The 22,474-nt window shown below is 74.3% G+C and carries 16 protein-coding genes; 13 read left to right on the forward strand and 3 right to left on the reverse strand.

Annotated elements, in window-relative coordinates; genetic code table 11:
• Positions 1-12: 12 nt before the first annotated feature.
• Positions 13-444, reverse strand: a complete 432-nt coding sequence (locus tag IEW03_RS20445) for a metallopeptidase family protein (RefSeq protein WP_371870630.1) — start codon at positions 442-444, stop codon at positions 13-15.
• Positions 445-534: 90 nt separating this feature from the next.
• Between IEW03_RS20445 and IEW03_RS14180 the strand changes: the two genes are divergently transcribed.
• The 6 genes from IEW03_RS14180 to IEW03_RS14205 all read left to right on the forward strand — a co-directional run bounded on the left by IEW03_RS14180 (position 535) and on the right by IEW03_RS14205 (position 10,573).
• Entirely contained in the window at positions 535-894 is a 360-nt protein-coding gene (locus IEW03_RS14180; protein WP_188524336.1) for a DUF3499 domain-containing protein, read from the forward strand.
• A gap of 100 nt (positions 895-994) precedes the next feature.
• Positions 995-2,932 carry a polysaccharide pyruvyl transferase family protein gene (locus IEW03_RS14185; RefSeq protein WP_188524337.1) on the forward strand — a complete coding sequence of 646 codons (1,938 nt, stop codon included), beginning with the start codon at positions 995-997 and terminating at the stop codon, positions 2,930-2,932.
• A gap of 116 nt (positions 2,933-3,048) precedes the next feature.
• Positions 3,049-4,878, forward strand: a complete 1,830-nt coding sequence (locus IEW03_RS14190) for a glycosyltransferase family protein (protein WP_188524338.1) — start codon at positions 3,049-3,051, stop codon at positions 4,876-4,878.
• Complete coding sequence (locus IEW03_RS14195; protein ID WP_188524339.1) at positions 4,875-7,865, forward strand: polysialyltransferase family glycosyltransferase; 2,991 nt, start codon at positions 4,875-4,877, stop codon at positions 7,863-7,865. The genes IEW03_RS14190 and IEW03_RS14195 overlap by 4 nt, the downstream gene beginning before the upstream one ends.
• A 16-nt stretch (positions 7,866-7,881) precedes the next feature.
• Positions 7,882-9,423 (forward strand): polysaccharide pyruvyl transferase family protein, encoded by a 1,542-nt coding sequence (locus IEW03_RS14200; protein WP_188524340.1) that lies wholly within the window; start codon positions 7,882-7,884, stop codon positions 9,421-9,423.
• A gap of 13 nt (positions 9,424-9,436) precedes the next feature.
• The gene (locus IEW03_RS14205; RefSeq protein ID WP_188524341.1) at positions 9,437-10,573 is read left to right on the forward strand and encodes an FkbM family methyltransferase; all 1,137 of its coding nucleotides are present in this window, start codon (positions 9,437-9,439) and stop codon (positions 10,571-10,573) included.
• A 3-nt stretch (positions 10,574-10,576) separates the two neighbouring features.
• On the opposite strand, the gene manA is transcribed toward IEW03_RS14205, so the two are convergent.
• Entirely contained in the window at positions 10,577-11,791 is a 1,215-nt protein-coding gene (manA, locus tag IEW03_RS14210; protein WP_188524342.1) for a mannose-6-phosphate isomerase, class I, read from the reverse strand.
• Positions 11,792-11,908: 117 nt separating this feature from the next.
• Here manA and IEW03_RS14215 point away from each other — a divergent pair, with 117 nt between their 5' ends.
• From IEW03_RS14215 to IEW03_RS14235, 5 genes are all read left to right on the forward strand, one after another.
• Positions 11,909-13,357: a phosphomannomutase/phosphoglucomutase gene (locus tag IEW03_RS14215; protein WP_188524343.1), complete on the forward strand. Its 1,449-nt coding sequence runs from the start codon at positions 11,909-11,911 to the stop codon at positions 13,355-13,357.
• Positions 13,354-13,548, forward strand: coding sequence for a Trm112 family protein (locus tag IEW03_RS14220; RefSeq protein ID WP_188524344.1), 195 nt, complete (start codon positions 13,354-13,356; stop codon positions 13,546-13,548). Before IEW03_RS14215 ends, IEW03_RS14220 begins: the two co-directional genes overlap by 4 nt.
• A 117-nt stretch (positions 13,549-13,665) precedes the next feature.
• Positions 13,666-15,102 carry a polysaccharide pyruvyl transferase family protein gene (locus tag IEW03_RS14225; protein ID WP_188524345.1) on the forward strand — a complete coding sequence of 479 codons (1,437 nt, stop codon included), beginning with the start codon at positions 13,666-13,668 and terminating at the stop codon, positions 15,100-15,102.
• Positions 15,103-15,161: 59 nt separating this feature from the next.
• On the forward strand, positions 15,162-17,078 hold the full coding sequence (locus tag IEW03_RS14230; RefSeq protein WP_188524346.1) for a glycosyltransferase: 1,917 nt from the start codon (positions 15,162-15,164) through the stop codon (positions 17,076-17,078).
• Positions 17,079-17,080: 2 nt separating this feature from the next.
• Entirely contained in the window at positions 17,081-18,124 is a 1,044-nt protein-coding gene (locus tag IEW03_RS14235; protein ID WP_188524347.1) for a sulfotransferase domain-containing protein, read from the forward strand.
• A 34-nt stretch (positions 18,125-18,158) separates the two neighbouring features.
• On the opposite strand, the gene IEW03_RS14240 is transcribed toward IEW03_RS14235, so the two are convergent.
• Entirely contained in the window at positions 18,159-19,469 is a 1,311-nt protein-coding gene (locus IEW03_RS14240) for a SpoIID/LytB domain-containing protein (protein WP_188524348.1), read from the reverse strand.
• Positions 19,470-19,613: 144 nt separating this feature from the next.
• Here IEW03_RS14240 and IEW03_RS14245 point away from each other — a divergent pair, with 144 nt between their 5' ends.
• Together IEW03_RS14245 and IEW03_RS14250 are read left to right on the forward strand one after the other, a co-directional pair.
• On the forward strand, positions 19,614-21,581 hold the full coding sequence (locus tag IEW03_RS14245) for a peptidoglycan recognition protein family protein (protein WP_188524349.1): 1,968 nt from the start codon (positions 19,614-19,616) through the stop codon (positions 21,579-21,581).
• Between the two features lie 88 nt (positions 21,582-21,669).
• Positions 21,670-22,464, forward strand: a complete 795-nt coding sequence (locus IEW03_RS14250) for an NAD-dependent epimerase/dehydratase family protein (RefSeq protein ID WP_188524350.1) — start codon at positions 21,670-21,672, stop codon at positions 22,462-22,464.
• The last annotated feature ends 10 nt before the right edge of the window (positions 22,465-22,474 follow it).

Genomic DNA, 22,474 nt, shown 5'->3' on the forward strand with positions numbered 1-22,474 from the left:
GCTACCGGCGCGTCATCCGCCGTCGTACCGCGGGTCGATCTCCTCGGGGGCGCGCGCCAGCAGGTGCGCCACCTGCTCCACGACGACCTCGCGCACCAGCTCGGCGCGGTCCGCGTCGTCGAGGGCGCGCAGCTCGACGGGGCGCCGGTAGATCACCACGCGGGCCGACTGCCCGGCCTCGGGGGGAAAGCAGCGCCCCAGCGGCACGCCGTCGGTCTCCCACGGCGCCGGGTCCGAGGGCGGGACCTCCTCGACCGCGAACTCCGTGCCGGCGAGCTGCGCCGACCACCGCCGCTCGAGCAGCTCGACGACGTCGAGCACGAGGTCGTCGAAGCGCTGCGCACGGGTGCGGTAGGCGGGCGTGCCCGGCGGCAGCAGGGGGCCGCGGACGCCGCGGCCGCGGCGGTCGCGGCGTCGGACGGCGGGTGCGGGGTGCTTCTCCACGCCCCCGAGCCTAGGCCGTCGTGCCGGGACCTGGGACGTCGGTGCGGCGAGCCTCCGCGGGAGGGCGCCTCGTCGGCGTATCCTCCCTGGGTGAGATCGGTCAGGCAGTGCTCTCGGACGGCATGCACGCATGCCGCGGTCGCGACCCTCACCTACGTGTACGCAGACTCGACGGCCGTGCTGGGCCCGCTCGCGCAGCACGCCGAGCCGCACAGCTACGACCTGTGCGCCGACCACGCCGAGCGGCTCACCGCGCCCCGCGGGTGGGAGGTCGTGCGGCTCATGCCGGCGTTCGAGGAGTCCGGGCCCAGCCCCGACGACCTGTCGGCGCTCGCCGAGGCCGTCCGGGAGGCGGGCCGGGCACGGCCGGCGCCGGCAGCGGAGCCGTCGTCGGTGACCGAGACCGCGCGCCGTGGGCACCTGCGCGTGCTGCGGGCCGAGGGCGACTGACCCGGCCGCACGGCCCCGACGACCCGCTGACCACGTCCTGACCCCCTGGCGGACCCCTCCCGTTCAGCCGCGGTTCACCGACAGGTCCGACCATGTGGCCATGACACCCGTTGCCACGACCGGCGGGCGACCGCCGCGGATCCTCACCCGACTCGTCCGACCCGCCGTGTGGCGCCTCGACGGACGGGTACGGCTCCTCGCCCGCCAGGAGCTCGAGGGCACCGCGACGACCGACGACGTCTCGGCGGTCCGTGCCGCGCTGGAGACGCTGCGGGCCGAGCTCGACGACCTGCGGGCGCAGACCGGTGGGCTGCGCGCGGAGGCGGACGCCCTGCGCGACCGGGAGCGGGCCCTGGCGGCGGGGCTGGAGGAGCAGCGGGCGCGGGGCGACGGCCTGCGGTCCCGGCTCGCCACGCAGGCGGCGACGACCGCGGCCCTCGCGGTCGTGGCGGAGGAGCGGCTGGCCCGCCTCTGTCTCGCCGGCGAACGGCTGCCGCCCGGCCTCGTCGACGCGTACCTGTCCGCCGTGCGCCCGGTGCCCGGCCCGAGCACCCGGCTCGCCGCCGCGCGGGCGCGCGCCGTGACCCTCGCCGCCGAGGCCGACCACCAGGGGGCGCTGGACGCCCTGACCGCCGCCGCCGACGAGCCGGGCGTCCTGGACTACGCGACCGTGTTCCAGGTGGCCGAGCTCCTGCGTGCCACCAGCCGGTACGACGTCGCGCGGGACGTGGTGCGCCTCGCCGGCACGGGCCCCCGTGCGACGGCCCGCGCCGCCGTCGTGCGCGCGCAGACGAGCTGGCTGGTGCACGACCACGCGGCGGGCGCGGCGGCGGCCCGCGCCGCCCTGGAGGTCGCACCCGACCACGCGCCGGCCCGCACGTGGCTGCGCCGCAACGAGGAGCCGGTCACGCCGCCGGCCGGCGCCGCGCCGACCGGCGGCGTCGGGCACGCCGCGCTGTACCTGCCCGAGGGCGGCAACTTCGGGGACGTGGCCCTGCCGTCCGCCGTCCGGCAGAGCATCGAGGCGGCCGGGGCACCCGTGGCCGACTGGGTGCCGTTCCACGTGCACCAGGTGTTCGACGACGAGCGGGTGGAGATCGCGAACGCCCAGCGCGCCCTGGTCGTCGGGGGCGGCGGGCTCTTCCTGCCCGACACCGCGCCGAACGGCCACAGCGGCTGGCAGTGGAACGTGCCGCGCGGGTCGCTGGAGCGGCTCGACGTGCCGCTGCACGTCTTCGCCGTCGGCTACAACCTCTTCCACGGACAGTCGTTCCCCACCGGCCTGTTCGCCGAGAACCTGCGGGCGCTGGCGGGCCGCGCCGTGCAGGTGGGCCTGCGCAACCAGGGGTCGATCGACCGGGCGCGCGAGCTCCTCCCGCCCGAGCTGCACGACGTCGTCACCTACGTCCCGTGCCCCACGACGGTGCTGCGGCACGTCCACCCCGACCTGCCGCCGGGGCGGGCCGGGACCGGGCGGGTCTACGTCAACGCGGCCTTCGACCGCAGCGAGCGCCGGTTCGCCGGCGGCTACCCGAAGTTCGTCGACGCGATGGCCGGCTACGTCACGGCCCTGCGGGGGCGGGGCGCACAGGTGGCGCTCACCGCACACCTGGAGGCCGACGAGCGGCTGGCGGCCGACCTCGCCGCCGTCCACGGGATCGACGTGCCGGTGGTCGCGATGTCCGGGATGACGCCGGAGGAGGGCTACCGCGTGTACGCGGACGCGTCGCTCGTGGTCGGGATGCGCGGGCACGCCACGATGATCCCGTTCGGCCTCGGGACGCCGGTCCTCAGCCTCGTCTCGCACCCCAAGATGCGGTACTTCCTCGACGACGTCCGACGCCCGGAATGGGGGTTCGAGGTGAACGACGAACGGCTCGGCGATGAACTCTTGGAACGTTCAGTCGACGTTCTCGCCAGGGAGGCGGAGTACCGCCAGGACGTGGTTAACCTCCAGGCAGGCCTCTGGGAGCACGTCCGTGCCGCGGCGCGGCAGGTGGTCCCCGAGGAGCACGACACGGCCCTGGCGGTCGGCTAGCCGCCGACCCACCTCGAGGCCGGTCCGACGATCTCGAGGTGGCCCCGGGCGGGGCCGGGAAGGGCATGCCGGTGGAGGCTCTCAGCCGTCTGGACGTCACTCGTCCTGTCGTCCTGGTGACGGCGCGCGTGTCGTTGGAGGAGATCGACTACGCGAGCCTGCCGGCCGGCGCGTACGTGTTCCGCGAGGGGGACGTCGCGGCCGAGGACCACTACTGGTTCGGCCGCGAGGTCGCCGCCTGGTTCGTGCCACCGCGCCAGGCCGCCCTGGCGAAGGTCCGCGCCACGGCCTACCGCGGGGACTACGAGATCGGCGCGGTCCTCACCGACCTGCGCCGCGCCCAGCAGCTCGTCGCGCACACCCTCGAGGGCATGGTCCGCGACGGGCAGGTCGAGGACTGGGCCGACTACCTCCTGCGGACCCCGGCCACGGCCGCGATCCTCGCCGACCCGCACCCGCCGAGCATGCTGACGGTCATGCTGGGCACCGCGCTGTCGCTCGGCTTCGAGCAGGTCGTGGTGCTCGACGGGCAGACGGACGGCACCTACGTGGGCAAGGTGCGCCGCTCCATCCTCACCGAGGACCCGGTCGGTGCCGGGCTGCGCTCGACGAGCCGCATCGCCTACTCCTACGAGCTGGGGCACCTCAAGCGCCTGCGGGACGCCTTCCCGGAAGCCGCGATCGTCGACGGCGCGGCCAGCGAGCCCCTCAAGCAGTTCGTCTCGCAGGCGCCGGCCGTCGACGGCGCGCGGATGACGCCCGAGGCCAAGCCCGGCGCGGACCTCGCCCCGCACCGCCTGTTCGCGCTGCGCACGACGCCCGCGGGCGAGCGGCGGGTCGCGTACGTGACCTACTTCGACGACGACGGCTACTTCTGGGGCGCGCTGGCGATGGCCCGGTCCCTGGCCAAGGTCTCGTCCTACCCGCTGGTCGCCCTCGTCCCGGCGGGGTACCGGCTGCCGGACGTGCCCTTCCTGCCGGAGAACCTCACGGTGGTGCGGGCGCCGCGCATCCGCAACGAGCTGTTCCACCGCAAGCACCAGGGCCGCTTCGAGTTCACGTTCTCCAAGCTCGGCGTCTTCGCCCTCACGTTCCTCGACCGCGGCGTGTACCTCGACGCCGACACGGTGGTGCTCGACGGCCTCGACGAGCTGTTCGACCGCGACGGGTTCTCCGCCGCGCCGGACTTCGGCTTCACGCTGCACCGTGAGGTCTTCAACAGCGGCGTCTTCGCGTTCACGCCGGACGCCGACGTCTTCCGCGACATGATGGCGAAGAACGGGACGCTCGAGTCGTACGACGGCGGCGACCAGGGCTTCCTCAACAGCTACTTCCCGGACGTCGACTGGCTCGACAGCTCGTACAACACGCTGTGGCGGATGCTCGAGTCCAACCCGGGCGTCGTCGGGCTGGGCGACGTCAAGGTGCTGCACTTCGTCGGCCCCAAGCCGTGGAACCGCGAGCCCGAGCTGCCGGAGTCGCTCGTGAGCCTGTGGATCGACCGGCTCGGGCCCGACTACCTGGGCTACCTCACGCTGTGGCAGCTGGCCCGCGAGCGGGCGCGCCGGGACGCCGAGGCCCCCCGTCGCGCGGCGCGGGACGGCGGGGCGGACGACGCGGGGCGCCCCGACGCCGAGCCGGACCCGGACGGACCGACGGAGGCGACGGCGTCCTCGGCGGCGGGCGCGCCGTCGCCGGACGCGGGGGCCGACGGCCCGTCGAGCACCAAGCGGTGGCTCGAGGTCCGCGCGCTCATGGACGCCGGGCGCCTCGACGAGGCCGAGCAGGTCGCGCAGCGCAACCTCGAGCGGTGGCCCGGGTCCGTGCGCAACCTGCAGGCGCTCGCGCAGGTGCAGCGCCGGCGCGGGCACCGGCGCGCCGCGGCCGGCACCTGGGCGCGGCTGTGCACGACCGCCGGCCGGCGGGCCGTGGGGCGGGGCGCATGACGACGCTGCACCTGGTCACCGGCCTGTACTCGGCCGTGAACTCGTTCGCCTCCCGGTACGTGGGGCCCGAGGACGACCACCACGTCGTGGTGCTGTTCTCCGACCCCGCGGACGAGCGGGTGCTCACCGAGCGGATCCGGCGCCTGCCGGGGGTGCGGAGCGTCTCGTTCCTCCCGGACCCGCCGGAGTACCTGGAGACGCTCGCCGACCCGGAGCGGATGACCGCGCTGTGCGGCGGGCGGGAACCGGACCAGCTGCGGATGTTCCTGTCGCACTCGCACTGGCTGCTCGACGCGCTCGCGGGCGCGTTCCCCGGCGCGGGCGTGAGCCTGTTCGAGGAGGGCATGGCGGGGCTCTACCCGGACAACCTGCTGCCCCTGCAGTTCCTCGACCGTGTCGTGCGGGTCGAGTACCACCACTACCTCGGGGCGTTCACGCCGCTGTCGGCCCTCGACCACCCGGAGCTGTTCGAGGAGATCGACGCGGCGGCGTTCACCGCGACCCTCGAGAAGGCGTGCGGGCGGCACGACGCGGGCCTGACCCCGGACACCGTCGTGCTCGTCGAGCAGTACTTCGACCGCAAGGGCGACTCGGTGAGCACCGACGAGCTGGTCGCCGTCTACCGCCGGTCGGTCGAGGAGCTGCTCGCCAAGGGCTACCGGGTGGCGTACAAGCCGCACCCGCGGCACGCGTCGGCGGTCTACGAGGAGATCGCGCGGTCCCTGCCGGAGCAGGTCGCGGGCGGGCTGAGCCTCATGACGAACCGCGACCTGCCGCTCGAGGTGCTCGTCGCGACGTCGCGCCCGGCCGCGGTCGTGGCCGTGAGCTCGACGCTGCTGCTCACCGCGCCCCACCTGCTGGGCGTGCCGTCGTTCCTGGTGGACGTCGACTTCGGGCTGCGGATGTCGGCGAGCCTCGGGGCCGAGCGCACCGGGCAGCTCGCGAACTACCTCGCGCTGCGCGACCGGGTGCCGCGCCTCGCGGACCTGCCCGCCGTCGACGCCATGGTGGACCCCTGGACGGTGCTGGAGCGCCAGGTGGACTCCGTGCCGCCGACCGCGCAGGACCCGCTGCTGGCGGCCGTGCGCGGCGTCGGCGGCGCGGTCACCCCGGCCCTGCCCGAGGCGTTCCGCACGCTGTGCTCGTCGCCGGCGCCGTACGTCTCGTTCGACGTGTTCGACACCCTGGTCGTGCGGCCGGTCTCGCGCGCGTCGGACCTGGTGAGCCTGCTCGACCGCGAGCTCGCGCCCGACCTGCCGCCGATGGCGCGCTACAGCAACGCGCGCAACGCCGCGGTGGCGACGCTGCGCGCGGCCGACCGGTCCGCCGGCGCCGAGCGCGCCGAGTACCCGATCGAGGCGGTGGCCCAGCAGACGGCCCGCCTGCTCGGCGGGGGACCGGACGGCGCCGGCCCGGGCGCGGGCCTCGACGGCAAGGCGCTGCTGGCGGCCGAGCGGGCCCTGGAGGAGCAGCACCTGGCCCCGCGCGCCCTGGGCGGCGCCCTCATGCTCCTCGCGCACCGGCTGGGCAAGAAGGTCGGGCTGGTGTCCGACACCTTCTACCCCGCGGGCGAGCTGCTCGAGCTGGTCGGCCCGCACCTGCCCGTCGAGCCGGCGTTCGTCGTCGCGTCGGCGGACGCGGACGCCACCAAGGCGGAGGGCGGGCTCTTCGACGTCGTCCTGCGCGACCTGGGGATCGGGGCCGAGGACCTCCTGCACGTGGGCGACAACCCCGTGTCCGACGTCGAGCGCGCCGCCGCCCGCGGCATCGCCACCCTGCACGTGCCCGCGGTGGCCGACGCCGCCCGGCGCACGCACGCCCTCGGCGGGCTGTGGAAGGGGTTCCGGGAGGAGAAGGGCCTGTCCCTGGTCAAGGGCGTGGTCGCGCAGCGGTTCTTCGACAACCCGTTCGTCGCCTACCCGAAGGGGTCGGTGTCCCTCGGCACGCCGTACGCGCTCGGCTACGGCGTCGCGGGGCCCGCCCTGCTGGGCTGGACGCTGTGGGTGGCGCGCCAGGCGCGCGAGCTCGGGTACGACGACGTGTCCTTCCTGTCGCGCGACGGGTACGTGCCCCACGCGATCTACGAGCGGCTGCGGGCGGCCGACCCCGACCTGCCCCCGGCCCGGTACCTCCTGGCGTCGCGGCGCGCGGCGTTCCAGGTGTTCTCCGGCGACCCGGCGCACGTCGGCGCCACGCAGTTCGTGCACGGCCTCAACTCGCTGAACACCCCGCGCGCCCTGCTGACGACACGGTTCGGCGCCGAGGTGGTCGCGCTGCTGGCCGGCGACCTGGCCCGTGCGGGGATCACGGACCTCGACGCCCCGCTGGGCCGCGAGCGGGCGGCGGCGATGTCCGCGGTGCTCCTCGCCCGCGCCGAGGAGGTCGCGGCCGCGTGCGCCGGGCGCAGCGCCGCCGCCCGGCGGTACTACGCCGACCGGCTGGGCGGCGCCGGGCGGCCGGCCGTCGTCGACCTCGGGTACTCCGGATCCTCCCAGCGGGCCGTCATGACGGCCCTCGGCCGGCGCGTGGACGGCCTGTACCTCACCGGGATGGAGCACGCGCTCGAGTACGCGGTCATCACCGGGGCCCGGTTCGAGCCGTGGTCGCAGGACCGCACGTTCTTCCGCCACGGCACCGTGCTCGAGTACCTGCTCACGCCCGTCGGGCTGCCCGAGTGCCACGGGTTCGGCCTCGACGGGCGGCCCGTGCTGGCCCCGACGGTCGCGTCCGACCGGCGCAACTCCGAGATCCAGCGGGGGGTCGCCGGCTTCGTCGACGACGTCTTCGCCCGGTTCGGCGACCGCGTGCCCCTGCTCGCGATGCGCCCCGACTCCGCGACCCGGGCGCTCGCGCACTTCATCGCGTCGCCGTCCGCCGCCGACGCGCGGATGCTCGCGGGGGCGCTGCAGGACGACGCCGCCGGGTCGGGCACGACCGGGCTGCTGGACGCCTGGCAGCCCGGCCGCGACGCGCTGGCGACGGCCTGAGACGAGAGGAACCCTCATGCAGACCCCGACCCCGCCGGCGCGGCTGTTCTCCTGGCAGTACTACACGCACCAGAACTACGGCGACGCGCTGCTCGCCGAGGCCGTCCGGTACCTGTTCCACTCGTTCGGCGCCGGGAGGTACTTCCGGGTCGCCGACGGCGCGGACAGCCGCTACCCGATCGGCCCGCGGCTGGTGGAGAAGGCCAACACGTTCGACGCCGGCCTGATCGCCGGCGGGGGCGTCATCATCCCGCGCAACCACGACCTGTCCGGCTGGGCGTTCCGGTCGGACGTCGCGACGGCGCGGAAGCTGCGGCGCACGATCGTCTTCGGCATCGGCTTCAACCTGTACCGCAACCACCAGGGCCTCGCGCCGGTGTTCAAGGAGCACTTCGAGGCGGTCATCGAGAACTCGCCCTTCGTGGGGATGCGCAACCACGGCTCGATCGAGCGGCTCAAGGAGGTCGTGGACAAGCGGTTCCACGACCGGATCGTGTTCCAGCCCTGTCCGACGACGTTCCTGCGCCACCTGGTGGACGGCGCCGGCGACCCGGCGGCCGTGCCCGAGCGCGGGCGGCGGGTGACGCTCCAGGTGACCCGCTCGCCGGCCGAGAAGGACGACCGGGTCGCGCAGCAGGTGCTCGAGGCCTGCCGGGCGCTGCGGGCCGCCGGCTACGAGATCGAGCTCGCCTCGTTCTTCGCCAAGTTCGACACGCCCGTGGTCGACCACCTGCGCGCCCACGGCTTCGACGACTTCACCTTCGTGGAGATGAACACCGAGGGCCGCGACATGCTGCGGGGCCCGCGGTACTTCTCGCAGGTCCCGATCGTGGTCTCCACCCGCGGGCACGGGGCGATGGTCCCGTTCGGGGCCGGCTCGTTGGTGGTGCCGATCGACAACTCTCCGAAGATGGTCTACTTCGCCCGCGAGGTGGGCATCCAGGACCTGCTGATCGACGTCGACGACCCCGACCTCGGCGCCCGGATCGTGGCCAACGTCGAGCGCTGCCACGACGAGTACGACGCGCTGCAGGAGCGGGCCCGCAAGGAGCGGGAGCGGCTGTACGGCGTCTCGCTGGAGAACCTGGCGCGGATCTACCGGTCCCTCACGGGCGAGACGCCCGCCGAGTCCGAGTGCGTGCCGCTCGGCGAGCTCGAGGTCTGGCTGTCCGCCCGGCTGCACGCCAAGACCATGCAGCTGGAGGGGCGCTCGCGCGGCGACGGCGCGCGCCAGGAGCTGGACCGCCGGGTCGCGCGGGAGGTGGAGCGCCAGGTCGCGGGCGAGGTGGACGCCCGGGTCGCGCGGGAGATGGAGCGCCGCGTCGCGCAGGAGCCCGACCGCGCCGCCGTCGCCCGCGACTGGCTCCGCGAGCGGCGCGAGGAGCTCTTCGCGCGCGGCGACGACGCGCGCGCGAAGCAGGTGCGCCGGGCGCTGGAGGTCGTGACCGACCCCGCCGCGCCGGCGACGCCGGCCGGCCGCGGCGCCCGGTACCTGCGTCGCCGGCTCGGGCGGGAGCCGCGACGCGGCGACGACCAGCAGGAGCACGAGACGCGCTGACGAGGAGGCCGGCATGGGCGTACGACGGACGGTGCTGGGGTGGGCCGACGCGCTCGCCGGGGACGAGCTGCGCCGGCTGGTCGACCGGCGCGTGCAGCAGGCCCTCGACGACCGTGGCACGCCGGCCGGGCCGGGTGCGGCACCCCGGCAGCCGGGGCCGCCGCGCGAGCGCCGGGCCGTGCTCGACGCGCACGCCGCGCGACCGTGGCTGGCCACCGGCCGCTCCACCCACACGCTGGTCCAGTCGCCCGAGCTGCGCGCGCTGCGCCGGGCGCACCCGTACACCGGCCCGGTGCTGGTCCAGGCGGGCGGGGGCCGCCCGGCGTGGATGTGGTTCGACGAGGACGACCTGGTCGCCGCGGTGTCGTTCTGGTTCGGGCCCAACGCCTACGAGTCGCTGTCCACCACCCTGTTCGCCGCGCTCGCGGCCCGCGCCGGGCACGTGCTCGACGTCGGCGCCCACACCGGCATCTACTCCCTGCTGGCGGGGGCGTCGTCACCCGACGTGGTCGTGCACTGCTTCGAGGCCCTGGACCGCATCGCCCGGCGCACGGCGACCAACGTGCGGCTCTCCGGGCTGACCGACCGCGTCCGGGTCAACGCGGTCGGCGTCTCCGCCGCGCCCGGGACCCTGACCCTGCACCACAACGACGCCGTCCGGCTGGGGACGGGCTCGTCGTTCGAGCGGATCGCGGCCCGCCAGACGGCGGCCGGCGCCGCCACCACCGAGGTCGAGGTCACCACCCTCGACGCCTACTGGGCCGCGCAGGGCCGCCCGCCGGTCGGGCTGGTCAAGATGGACGTGGAGCGGCACGAGGGCCAGGTCGTCGCCGGCGCCCGGGGGCTGCTGGCCGCCGAGCAGCCGGTGCTGCTCGCCGAGGTGCTCTCCCGGGAGGACTTCGCCGGGCTCTACGGGCTGCTGGCCGACAGCGGCTACACGCGGGCCTGGCACGTCGACGACGACGCCGGGCGCGCGTACCCGGTCCGGCCCGACCTCACCTACGGCACCGGCGCGCCCTACACGTACGCGAGGTACCACAACGTGCTGTTCGCGGGGGAGCGGGCCGCGCCCGCGGTCGCCGACGCCGTCGCGGCGCACGGCGCGGCCGGCGAGGCGCCCGGGCCGCCGGCGGCCCGGCCGGAGGGCTGAGCCTCAGGGCACCCACGCGCACACGACGTGGCCCTCGCCCGCGAGCCGCAGGGCGCCGGCGTCGTGCGGCACGAAGACGGAGGCGCCGCGCCGCAGGGTCGCGGGCTCGTCGCGCCCCGCGGCCGTGAGCGTGACCTCCCCGCCGAGGCACAGCACGGTCCGCGGGCCCGACGGCGGCAGCTCCAGGTCCTCGCGCGGGTCGACGTCGGCGGTGGTGAGCGCGAACTCCGCGACTCCCGCGCGGTAGGTGCTCACCTGGCCGCGCCCGCCCGAGGTCCGCACCTCGGGCACGACGGGCGGGCGCGGCGCGAACGACGCGCACTCGACCAGCGCCGCCTCGTCGACGCGCTTGGTCGTCAGGCCCGCCCGCAGCACGTTGTCCGACGACGCCATCACCTCGATGCCCAGGCCGGACAGGTAGGCGTGCACCTCGCCCGACGCCAGGAACAGCGCCTGCCCGGGGTCGAGGGTGACCCGGTTGAGCATGAGCGACGCGACCGCGCCCGGGTCGCCGGGGTGCTGGGCGGCCAGGTGCACGACCGTGGCGTCCGCCCGCGCGGACGGCGACCCCGCGGCGAGCCGACCCTGCACGGCGTCGACCGTGGCCGCCACCTGCGCCTCGCAGTCGGGGTGGTTGCGGGCCGCGACCAGGCGCGAGAAGGCTGCGCGGACGCCGGCGGCGGAGCGGTCGGCCCGCAGGGCGGCACGGACCGCGTCCACGAGCACGCCGTCCAGCCCGTCGAGCAGGTCGAGCACCGTGCGCGGCGTGCGGAAGCCCGCGAGGCCGTCGAACTCGGTGAGCGCGACCACCATCTCGGGCTTGTGCTGGTCGTCGTGGAAGGACCGGCGCGGGTCGCCGGGCGGCAGGCCGAGCCGGTTCTCCCGGTTGAACCCCGCCCGGGCGAGGTGCGGCCGCGGGTGCACCTGCAGCGACAGCGCCCGGTCGGCGGCGAGCACCTTGAGCAGGTACGGCAGGCGGGGGCCGAACTCGTCGGCGACCCGGCGCCCCAGCATCGCCTCGGGCGCGCGCCGGACCAGCTCCAGCAGCGTCGTGCCCGGCCGGTCGGCCAGCCTGCTCGGGGCGCTCGGGTGCGCGCCCAGCCACAGCTCCGCGGCGGGGACGCCGTCGGGGGTGGTGCCCAGCAGCTCGTGCAGCCGGACGGGCGATCCCCAGTCGTAGTGCTGGACCGTGTTCTCCAGCGCGTACAGCTCGGTCACACCCGCGATCCTTTCACGGGGGCGTGGCGCCGCGGGGGTGCCGGGCCGGGTGATCCCGGCGCCGGGACCGGCCCCGGCCGATGACCGCGACCGGGCGGGGACGTAGGCTCAGGGCTTGTGACGACCGACCTCGGGACCATCATCAAGGCGTACGACGTGCGCGGCACCGTGCCCGACCAGCTCTCGCCCGACGTCGCGCGCGCGATCGGGACCGCGTTCGCCCGCGTCGTCGCCGGGCCCGAGGGCGCGCGGCGGGTCGTCGTCGGCCACGACATGCGCGACTCCGGGCCGGCGCTGGTCGAGGCCTTCGCGGCCGGCCTGGTGGCCGCCGGCGTGGACGTCGTGCGGATCGGGCTGTGCTCCACCGACGGGCTGTACCACGCGTCCGGCGTGCTCGACGCGCCCGGGGCGATGTTCACCGCGTCGCACAACCCGGCCGCGTACAACGGCATCAAGCTGTGCCGGGCCGGGGCGCGCCCCGTGGGGCAGGAGACGGGCCTGGCGGAGGTGCGCGAGGTCGCCCAGCGGCTGCTGGACGACCCGTCGGCCGAGACCGACGCGCCCGGCGACGGCGCCGCGCCCGGCGAGGTCTCGGACGTCGACATGCTCGCCGAGTACGCCGCATACCTGCGGGGCCTCGTGGACCTGTCGCGGATCCGGCCGCTCAAGGTCGTCGTCGACGCCGGCAACGGCATGGCGGGGCTCACGGTGCCGGCGGTGCTGGGGACGGCCGCGGGGCTGCCCGCGCTGCCCCTGGAGGTCGTGCCGCTCTTCTTCGAGCTGGACGGGACGTTCCCGAACCACGAGGCCAACCCCCTCGAGCCGGCGAACCTGGTGGACCTGCAGGCGGCCGTGCTCGCGCACGGCGCCGACATCGGGCTCGCGTTCGACGGCGACGCCGACCGGTGCTTCGTCGTCGACGAGCGCGGCGCCGCGGTCTCACCGTCGGCGGTCACGGCGCTGGTGGGGCTGCGGGAGGTGGCGAAGGAGCTCGCGGCCGGCCGGACGCCGACGGTGATCCACAACCTCATCACCTCGCGCGCGGTGCCCGACCTGCTGACGGCGGCCGGCGCGCAGGTGGTCCGTACCCGTGTCGGGCACTCGTTCATCAAGGCGCGGATGGCCGAGCACCGTGCCGTGTTCGGCGGCGAGCACAGCGCCCACTACTACTTCCGCGACTTCTTCTTCGCGGACACCGGCATGCTGGCGGCCCTGCACGTGCTGGCCGCGCTGGGCGAGCAGCCGCACCCGCTGTCCGCGCTGGCCGAGATGTACGAGCCCTACGTCGCGTCGGGGGAGGTCAACTCCACGGTCGCGGACGCCGGCGCGGCGACCGCCCGCGTCCGGGACGCCTACCTGGCGGCCTACCCGGACGCCGTCGTCGACCACCTGGACGGCCTGACCGTGGCGCACTGGGACGACGCCCACCCGCAGTGGTGGTTCAACCTGCGCGCGTCGAACACCGAGCCGCTGCTGCGCCTCAACGTCGAGGCCGCCGACGAGGACATCATGATCAAGGTGCGCGACGACGTCCTGTCGCTCGTGCGGGAGGAGATGCAGCCGTGAGCGGAACGCACGCGATCGACCCGTGGGTGCGCGCCGTCCTGCGCTGCCCCGTCACGGGTGCCGAGCTGGTCGACGGCGTCGGGCCGGACGGGGAGCCCGAGCTGCGCTCGACCGACCCCGAGCGCCCGCTCGCGTACCCGGTGCGCGACGGCGTCCCGGTGCTGCTGGCCGGCGACGCCCGCCCGATCTGACCCCCGGGAGAACTCCCGCGGAGCAGGCCGTGGCCCCCAGATGAACAGTCGATGAGCAGCCGGTGATTCCGGCGCGAATCGGCTTCCGGGCCGTCACCCGGTGCATACGCTCGCGCCGTGCCGACTCACGACGCCGACGCGCGCCCCGCGGCCCGCGCCCGCACCCCGCGCAGGGCCGGCAGGCGCCTGCGCCTGTTCCACTTCGACATCAAGACCTACGGCAACTACGGCGACACCCTGCTGTTCGAGGCCGTCCGGGAGGTCTTCGAGGGCTTCGCCGGCGGCACGTGCTTCGAGATCACCGGCAGCGCGTCGCTGCGCGACCCCGTCGGCCCCAGGCTCGTCGACCACATCAACGAGCACGCCGACGCCGTGGTCGTGGGCGGCGGCGGCCTGTTCCTGCGGGACACGAACGAGAACTCCCGCTCGGGGTGGCAGTGGAACATCTCGCTCGAGCAGCTGCGCCGGATCGAGGTCCCGCTCGTCGTCTTCGCCGTCGGCAACAACCGGTTCATCGACCAGGCGGACTTCGCCGAGCCGTTCCGCGAGCACGTGAACCTCACGCTCGACAAGTCGGTGTTCTTCGGCCTGCGCAACCAGGGCTCCGTCCGCACGATCCGCGAGTACGTCGACCACGACCCCGAGCGGGTGGAGTACCAGCCCTGCCCGACGACGATCTCGTCGTCCCTGTTCCCGGACCTGTACCGCGCGGAGCCGGACGACGGCGACGGCCGGGTGCTCGCCGTCGAGTCGATCGTCGGCCGGCGCCAGACCGCCGCCGGGTTCGACAAGCAGCGGATCTACGCCGACCAGGCCGACGTGCTCGAGCGCCTGCGCGGCGAGGGCTGGAAGGTCGTGAGCGTCCCGCACGCGCGCGCCGACATGCGGTTCGCCGAGCTGCTGCGCGAGCGCGGGCTCGTCGACGCGGAGCACGTCCTGTGGGGGAACCGGGAGGTGCTGTTCGCCGGCGTGCGGGCGTTCGCCGACCTGCCGGTCGTGCTCGGCACCCGCGGGCACGCGCAGATGGTGCCGTTCGGGATGGGCGCGGTCCCGCTGTCCCTGCACGTGCACCACAAGACCCGCTACTTCGCGAGCGACATCGGGCACCCCGAGTGGGCGCTCGACCCGCGCGCCGCCTCGCTCACCGACGACCTCTACCGCACCGTGCACGACGTCACGGAGCGCCGCGCCGAGCTGCGGGCGGAGCTCGCCGAGGTGCGCCGCGGCTTCCACGACACGACGCTCGCGAACCTGGCGACCATCTACCGGCGGATCACCGGGGTCGCCGTGGAGCCGTCGTTCACGCCCCTGACCCCGCGCGAGCGCCGCCTCGCGGCACGGTCCTACGACGCCGCCCTGGAACGGTCCCGGGCGGAGGTGCGGCTGCGGACCAAGAACCGCGAGCTCGGCGCCAAGGACGACGAGCTCCGGACGCTGGGGACCGAGATCGAGCAGGTGCGGGCGACGCTGCGGGCGGCCCGCGAGTCCGTCGGCCGCGGGTCGTTGGTCGAGCGCGCGGCACGGCGGGCGCGACGACTCGTGCGGCCCCGCTGAGCGGGGCCGGGGACCTGCCCGCCGAGCAACCGACAGTCACGACCCAGACAGGAGCCACGATGCCCACCATGCGGAGCGTCCCGCTCGGCCGCGAGCCGGGGGAGCGGGAGATCGCGTCGTTCGCCGACCTCACGGACCGGCCGCTGCTGATCGTCGGCAACGGGCCGTCGTCGGCCATGCCGCCGTACCACCGCATCCCGGCCGACGTGGTCGTCTTCCGGATGAACTGGTTCTTCCTGGAGAGCAACTACCACTTCGGCGACCGGGTCGACGGCTGGTTCTCGGCCGTGCCGCACGAGCGCCTCGAGAAGCTGCTCCAGGACGAGATCCGCTCCGGCCGGTACGACGTGCGCCGCATCCTGTCGCCGATGCGGCACGCCGCGCACCGCGACGGCGACCGGTACGGCCTGGAGCCGCTCACGGACGTCGACGAGCTGGACAGCTGGAGCGTGCCGGCCCGTGACCCGCGGCTCGCGCGGCACTTCATGAGCCGCCCGGGCCTGCCGACCACCGGGATGCAGGCGCTCGCCTTCGGTCTCGGCGTCGGCTTCCGCGAGGTGTACCTGGCGGGCATCGACCTGTACGAGTCCAAGGACGCGCGCTACGGCTACACCATGCCGCAGATCGCCGAGCTGGGGCTGCAGGCCAAGGACGTCACGCCCGGCTACGAGGCCGCGCACGGGCTCGACACCGACCTCGCGTTCCTGCGCTCGTGCCTGGCCGCCCATCCCGACGCCCAGGTCCGGTCGGTGAGCCAGTCCGAGATGCTGCACCTGTACGTCCCGCCCGCCGAGGACCTCACCGACCGGCCGCACCTCGCGCCCGGGGAGGGCTCGGCCGTCGGGGCCACGAAGGACACCGTCGAGCTCGAGCTGCCCGCGGCCGGCGGCGTCGCGGCCCTCACGGTGCCCCAGGTGAAGGGGCCCCTCTGGAAGGAGCTGGACGGTCGCCGGTGCGCGTACGTCACGGTGGTCTCCGGCTCGTACCACCACGGGGCGCGCGCGCTGGCCAACTCGCTGCGCCGCGTGACCGACGTCCCGCTCGTGGCGCTGTGCACGCCCGACGCGGACAAGGCGGCGCTGGCCGCGAGCGGCATCCTCACCCTGGACGTCCCGCCCATCGCGAACCCGGTCCTGCGGTCGATCGCCGCCGGCGGGCGCCGGCAGAAGGTGCAGGAGCGCTTCGCCGCGACGTACACGAAGCTGCACGTGTTCCGGCTCGACTTCCTGGACCGGGCCGTCTACGTCGACAGCGACGCCGTCGTGAAGCACAACATCGACGACCTCTTCGCCGGCGACGACTTCGCGGCCGTGCCCGACGCGGGCCTCGACCGGCCCGACCCCGGCGTCTTCAACTCCGGGGTGTTCGCCTTCACGCCGTCGTACCCCACCTTCGAGCGGATGATGTCGCGCCTGGCGCACACGCCGTCGTACGACGGCGGCGACCAGGGCTTCCTCAACGTCTTCTTCGACTCGTGGCGTGCCCTGCCGCCCGAGGACAACATGACCAAGCGGATCTTCTCCCACCACCCGGAGCTCTTCGGCGACGAGGACGTGCGGGTGCTGCACTACGTCGGCAAGAAGCCGTGGGAGCCGGGCGACGACGACCGCTACGACCTTCTCGACCGCCAGTGGCTCGACCACCTGAGCGACACCGAGAAGAACGAGCTGATCCGTGACCTGCGCCGGCGGACCGACCTGGCGACCACGCCGCCGGCGTCGCCGGGCGACGTCGTGCGCACCGCCAAGGAGCACCTCGCCGCCGGGCGCCCCGAGCCCGCGGCACAGCTGCTGCAGGAGACCGCCCGCCGGCGCCGGCTGTCGGCGGCGGAGCAGCGCCAGCTCGCGATCGCCCTCATGACGCTCGGCCGGCGCCGCGACGCGCTGCGCACGCTCGAGCGGGCGAAGGGTCCGGCGGCGACGGTGGCCGTCGGCGCCGGCATCGCGTCCCAGTACTACCGCGGCAGGAGGAAGTGAGCATGCGCACGGTGTCGACCGACCTCAGGACGGCGCTGCTGACCCGGGACTGGGAGGCCCTCGCCGCCGGCGCGGGGTCCCGGACGCGCGAGGCCCGCCTGGCCGCGGTGCTGACCGGGCTGCGGGCCGGTGACGACGAGGCGGTGCTCGCGACGCTGCCCGACGACCCCGGCGAGGGCATGCGCTATCTGGGCGACCTCGCCCGCTGGCGGACGGGGAGGCTCGCCGACGTCCGCGGGCCCCGGCTCGCGGCAGCGTTCGGGCGCCTCCACCGCGACGACGTGGTGACGGTCGCGACCGTCCAGAAGTCCGGCACGCACTGGATGCGGTTCTTCCTCACGAACTACGCCCGCGCGCTGGACGATCCGCAGGTCGACCGGCCCATCTCCTACCCCCAGCTGCAGCAGGAGTACTACGGCAACAACCGCTGGCAGGTGTTCCGGGAGGCGGAGCCGTACCGCGAGCCCGCCACGCTGCTCGCCCCGCACGGCGTCTCCGACGTGACGATGCAGCACTTCCGCCACGACTTCGACCCGTTCGCCTTCAGCCCGGGCCGCAAGATCATGCTGTACCGCAACCCGCTGGACTACGTCGTCTCGCTGTTCCACTACACGATCAAGCAGCGCCCGCAGAACCGGGACCGGGCCGACCACCCGCGGGACGTCCTGGAGCACATGCTCGGCACCTACTCGCTGCACCTGCGCACGCTGGACAGCTACCGCGACGACCCCGACGTCCACGTCGCGTCGTACGAGTCCCTCAAGGCGGACCCGGCCACCCGGTTCCGCGAGGTGGTGCGCTTCCTCGGTCTGCCGCTGGTGGACGACGCCGTGGACCGCGCACTCGCGCTGTCCGACATCTCCACGATCCGGGAGCTGGAGGAGCGCACCGGGCGGTCGATGGTGGTCCGGCTCGACGGCTACTTCACGCGCGACGGCTCCATCGGGCAGTGGAAGGAGTACTTCGACGACGCGGACGTCGAGCGCGCACGGCGGGTGCTCGGCTCGCACGGCCTCGACCTGGAGGCGTTCACGATCGACGGGTGACGGCGGCGGGTGGCGACGGCGGATGACGGGGCCGTCACGACACCGCCGTGACCCGGGTGATCCACGACGCCGGCATCGAGCCCGCCGTCGTGCGCGCGCCGATCTTCGAGCGCATCGCGTCGGCCTTGCCGGTGATCGACGCCTTCGTCCCGTTCGGCTTGGTCGCCGTCAGCGTGCGCACCTGGCCGCTCGTCCACCTCGCCGTCACCGCGATCGACTGGACGTTCGTCAGGCCGAAGAGCCGGCGCGCCTGCGCCTGCGTGATCGTGCGCGTCCAGGACGCGTAGGAGTTGCCCGGCGCCGCCTTGCTGTACGGGTCGCTGACCGAGCGCTCGTAGGGGATGCGGGAGACCCACACGTCCTCCGAGTCCGCGGTGCGCCCGCCGCTCGAGGAGTAGTAGTGCGCCTGGACCGGGCTGCCGGCGTAGGTGAGGGCCTGCGCGCGGGTGCGGCTGGCGACCGACGCGTTCACCGCCTTCTTCCACACCTTTCCCCAGCGCCCGTTCGTGCCCTCGTTCTCCTTCTTCCACCCGGTGAAGTTCTGGTCGCGCACGTCGTCGACGACGTGGCAGCGGCAGTCCGTCTTCGCCGACCGCATCGCCACCAGCGCGTACGAGCGGGCCGCCATCGCCTGCGCCCGCAGGGCCGCGCTGCCCTCGACCCCCCAGGAGGACGGCATCTCCGCGATGCCGTACAGGTACTCGGTGTTGAGCAGCACGTCGTTGACGACGTTCGGGATGCCCTGGCGGGCGCTGAGCGTCATGCGCCCGTGCTTGTACGTGCCGTGCGCGTCGCGCACCGTGGCGAGGGCCTGCGTCCCGTCGGACCGGTAGTAGCGCGTGCCGGACCAGTGGATGCGCAGCAGGTTGGCCCTGTAGGTCTTGCCGTCCACCTTCACCACGATCTTGCCGCTCGCCGTGGACAGGCTGAAGCGCGTGGTCCCCGAGCCGGTCAGGAGCGTCTTCCCGTCGCTGGTGCGCAGCCGCCAGCTCCCGTCGTGGACGGCGACCGCGCTCGTGTCCTTCGTGTCGCCGTAGCCCGAGCGCCCCAGGGGGTCGGGGCCGTAGACCTGGACCGCGACGATCTGCGGGGTCGTGACGTGCTGCGTCGTCGCCCCCTTGTAGTAGTGCCGCAGGACGTCGCCTCCGTTGACGCCCCCGCGGCGCGCCAGCTCGTACGCCCCGAACTGCGGCATCCCCACGCCGTGCCCGAAGCCGCTGCCGGAGATCCGGAAGCTGTCGGGGACCGCCGCCTGCGCCGTCGCCGGCAGCGCCACCAGCCCGGCTGCGGCGAGGAGCGTGCTCGTGATCCCGGCGACGAGCCGGCGTGCCCAGGTCCCGTGCATGGTCGAACCCCCTGTGACGTGTTCCTCGTCCACTGTGCGCCACCGGGAGGGGTGGAGCATCTCGGGGGCGCCCTTCCTCGCGGGACCGGATCCGTGGCCCGTACCGGTCGCCGGGACCGGCCGGGACGCCTACCGTCGGGAGACATGAGTCGATGGGGACGGATCTGCACTGCCGGTGGGCTGGTGACGGCGCTCGCGATGGGTGGGGTGGTGCTCCCGACGGTCACCCTGCCCGTCCCGGAGGCGCAGGCCGTGCCGCCCGACGTCGAGACGGTCGCCGTGAAGGGCGTCGACCGTGCGGCGCGGGGCCAGGCGGGGGCGCTCGCGGAAGCCGTCGGCGGCGAGAGCGAGCACGCCGAGGCCGGCGGGACGCCCGAGCTGAAGGTCCTCGGCGAAGCGGCGGACGGCTCCGAGGCGGCCGAAGAGCCGGCCCCCGAGGAGGGCGAGCTCGCGGCGCTGAGCCCCCGCAGGGCGACGCAGGAGTTCCTGGTGGCCGGCGTGACCTGGGAGGCGTCGTTCGAGGACGCGGCGGCCGGGCCCGAGGTCACGGAGGTCGCCGTCCGGCTGCACGAGGACGGCGACTGGGGCGACTGGCGGGCGCTGGGGCTCGACGGGGTCGTCACCGAGGAGGGGCGCACGGGGACCGAGCCCATCACGTCGGCGGGCGCGGACGGCGTCCAGGTGCGGGTGCGCACCGCGGACGGCGAGACGCCGCCGGGCCTGAAGGTCGACGTCGTCGACCCGGGGACCTCCGCGGCGGACGCCACCGTCGGGACGGACCCGGCCCCGGCCTCGTCGGCGAGCGCCGCGACCGGGCGGGAGATCCGGCCGAACATCGTCACCCGCTCGCAGTGGGGCGCGGACGAGTCCCTGCTCGGCTCGTGGCCGACCGTGTCGGGGCGGCTCGACGCGATCTTCGTGCACCACACCGCGGGCACGAACTCGTACTCGAAGTCCCAGTCGCCGGCGATCGTGCGCGGCATCTACGCGTACCACACGAAGTCTCGCGGGTGGCCGGACATCGGGTACCAGTTCCTCGTGGACCGGTTCGGCCGCGTCTTCCAGGGGCGTCACGGTGCCGTGGACGACAACCCGATCGGCGCGCACGCCGGCGGGTACAACACCGGCACCATCGGCGTGTCGGTCATGGGCGACTACGAGACGGCCCGCCCGTCCTCGGCCGTGATGAGCGCCCTCACGCGCGTGGTCGCGTGGAAGGCGTACCGGTACGGCGTCGGCGCCAAGTCCCACGTGACGCTGCCCACCGGCGCCAGCACCGGCTCCGACACGCGCGCGAGACCGGGGCAACGGGTGCGGGTCCCCGCGATCACCATGCACCGGACCACGAACCACACCGCCTGTCCCGGGCGGCACCTCGCGTCCCGCATGAAGGGGCTGCGCACGTCCGTCGAGGACAGGGTCAAGAGGGCGAAGAGCTACTACGGGGCGGTCCGCCCCGCGGTCGGAAAGCCGAACGGGCGGTTCCCGGCGAGCCAGACGCCGGCCCAGTGGGTCTCGACGCCGACCTACAGCTGGAGCAAGGTCCCCGGCGCGCGGAAGTACCAGGTGCTGCAGAAGTACGCGGGCTGGAAGGACGACATGCCCGACATGCGCTACTGGCGGGTGCTCGGCACGACGACGAACACCTCGATCAAGATCAAGACCAGCACCGGGACGACACGTCACGTGGCGGTGCGCGCCATCAGCAAGAACGGCGACCGGGGCAGGATCGAGACGATCACGCGCTCCACCCGCCCGGTGCATCCCAGCAACTGGGTGCGGTCGAGCACCTGGAAGAAGGTGAAGGGGTCCGGGTACGAGACGGGCCAGGCGTTCCGCAGCGCGGCCTACAACGCGCAGATCAAGATCCGCGGCGCCCGGCAGGTGAAGTCCGTACGGATCATGGCCGCCACCGGCCCGGGGTACGGCCGGGTCCAGGTGAAGGTGGGCGACAAGGCGTACGGGACGATCAACCTCGCGTCGTCGAAGTTCCACCCCCGCAAGGGGTTCCCCGTCAAGCTCCCCGGGTGGAAGAACGGGACCGTGACCCTGCGCAACATCGACCACGGCAAGGAGGTCCGCATCAGCTCGATCGCGCTCGCCCGCAACTGAGCGTGCGGGGCGGCGCCGGGCGGCCTCGTGGCGTCCCCTACGATGGTCCGGACTCGCACGCCGGCGAGCGACGCACGGAAGGAGCGGCGTGAGGACTGCGCTGATCGGGCACACGGGCTTCGTCGGATCGAACATGGCCGCCGCGGCCGCGTTCGACGACCTGTACAACACGTCGAACATCGAGCAGATCAAGGGCCAGGAGTACGACCTGGTGGTGAGTGCGGCGGCGCGCGCCGACTCGCACCGCATCAACTCCGACGGCGCCGCCGACCGGGCGGAGATCGACGAGTACGTCGACCTGCTGTCGACCGTGCGAGCCCAGAAGCTGGTGCTCGCGTCGACGGTCTGCGTGTACCCGGGCCAGACGTCGCCGGACGAGTCGACGCCGCTCTCCGAGGACGGCCTGACGCCCTACGGCGCCAACCGGCTGCACATGGAGCGCCGCCTCGGCGACGCCTTCGACCTGCTGGCCGTCCGCCTGCCGCAGCTCTACGGCCGCGGCATCAAGAAGGGCATCGTCTACGACCTGATGAACGACTACCGGGTCGAGCACATCCGGCCCGAGGGCGAGTTCCAGTACTACGACCTCCGCCGGCTGTGGGCCGACGTGCAGGTGGCGCTCGAGCACGGCCTGGACTCGTTGAACATCGCGACGCCGGCGCTCACGAGCGCGACCATCGCCAAGGAGGTCTTCGGCCGCGACATCAGCGGCCAGGTGATCGACGCCCCCGAGAACCCGATGTCGCGGATGTACACCCGCGACATGCGCACCCGGCACTCCGACCTGTTCGGTGGCCCGGACGGGTACCTGATGACCGCCGAGGCGGAGCTCGACGCCGTGCGCGCCTTCCTGCACGACAGCCGCTCCGGCCGGCTCGACTGACCGACAGCAC

Source organism: Isoptericola cucumis, assembly GCF_014635665.1.
Taxonomy (GTDB): domain Bacteria; phylum Actinomycetota; class Actinomycetes; order Actinomycetales; family Cellulomonadaceae; genus Isoptericola; species Isoptericola cucumis.

Coding starts and splice junctions, on each gene's coding strand:
- IEW03_RS14185 (WP_188524337.1), top strand. CDS start 995: ATGACACCCGTTGCCACGACCGGCGGGCGACCGCCGCGGATCCTCACC.
- IEW03_RS14195 (WP_188524339.1), top strand. CDS start 4,875: ATGACGACGCTGCACCTGGTCACCGGCCTGTACTCGGCCGTGAACTCG.
- IEW03_RS14200 (WP_188524340.1), top strand. CDS start 7,882: ATGCAGACCCCGACCCCGCCGGCGCGGCTGTTCTCCTGGCAGTACTAC.
- IEW03_RS14205 (WP_188524341.1), top strand. CDS start 9,437: ATGGGCGTACGACGGACGGTGCTGGGGTGGGCCGACGCGCTCGCCGGG.
- IEW03_RS14230 (WP_188524346.1), top strand. CDS start 15,162: ATGCCCACCATGCGGAGCGTCCCGCTCGGCCGCGAGCCGGGGGAGCGG.
- IEW03_RS14235 (WP_188524347.1), top strand. CDS start 17,081: ATGCGCACGGTGTCGACCGACCTCAGGACGGCGCTGCTGACCCGGGAC.
- IEW03_RS14240 (WP_188524348.1), bottom strand. CDS start 19,469: ATGCACGGGACCTGGGCACGCCGGCTCGTCGCCGGGATCACGAGCACG.
- IEW03_RS14245 (WP_188524349.1), top strand. CDS start 19,614: ATGAGTCGATGGGGACGGATCTGCACTGCCGGTGGGCTGGTGACGGCG.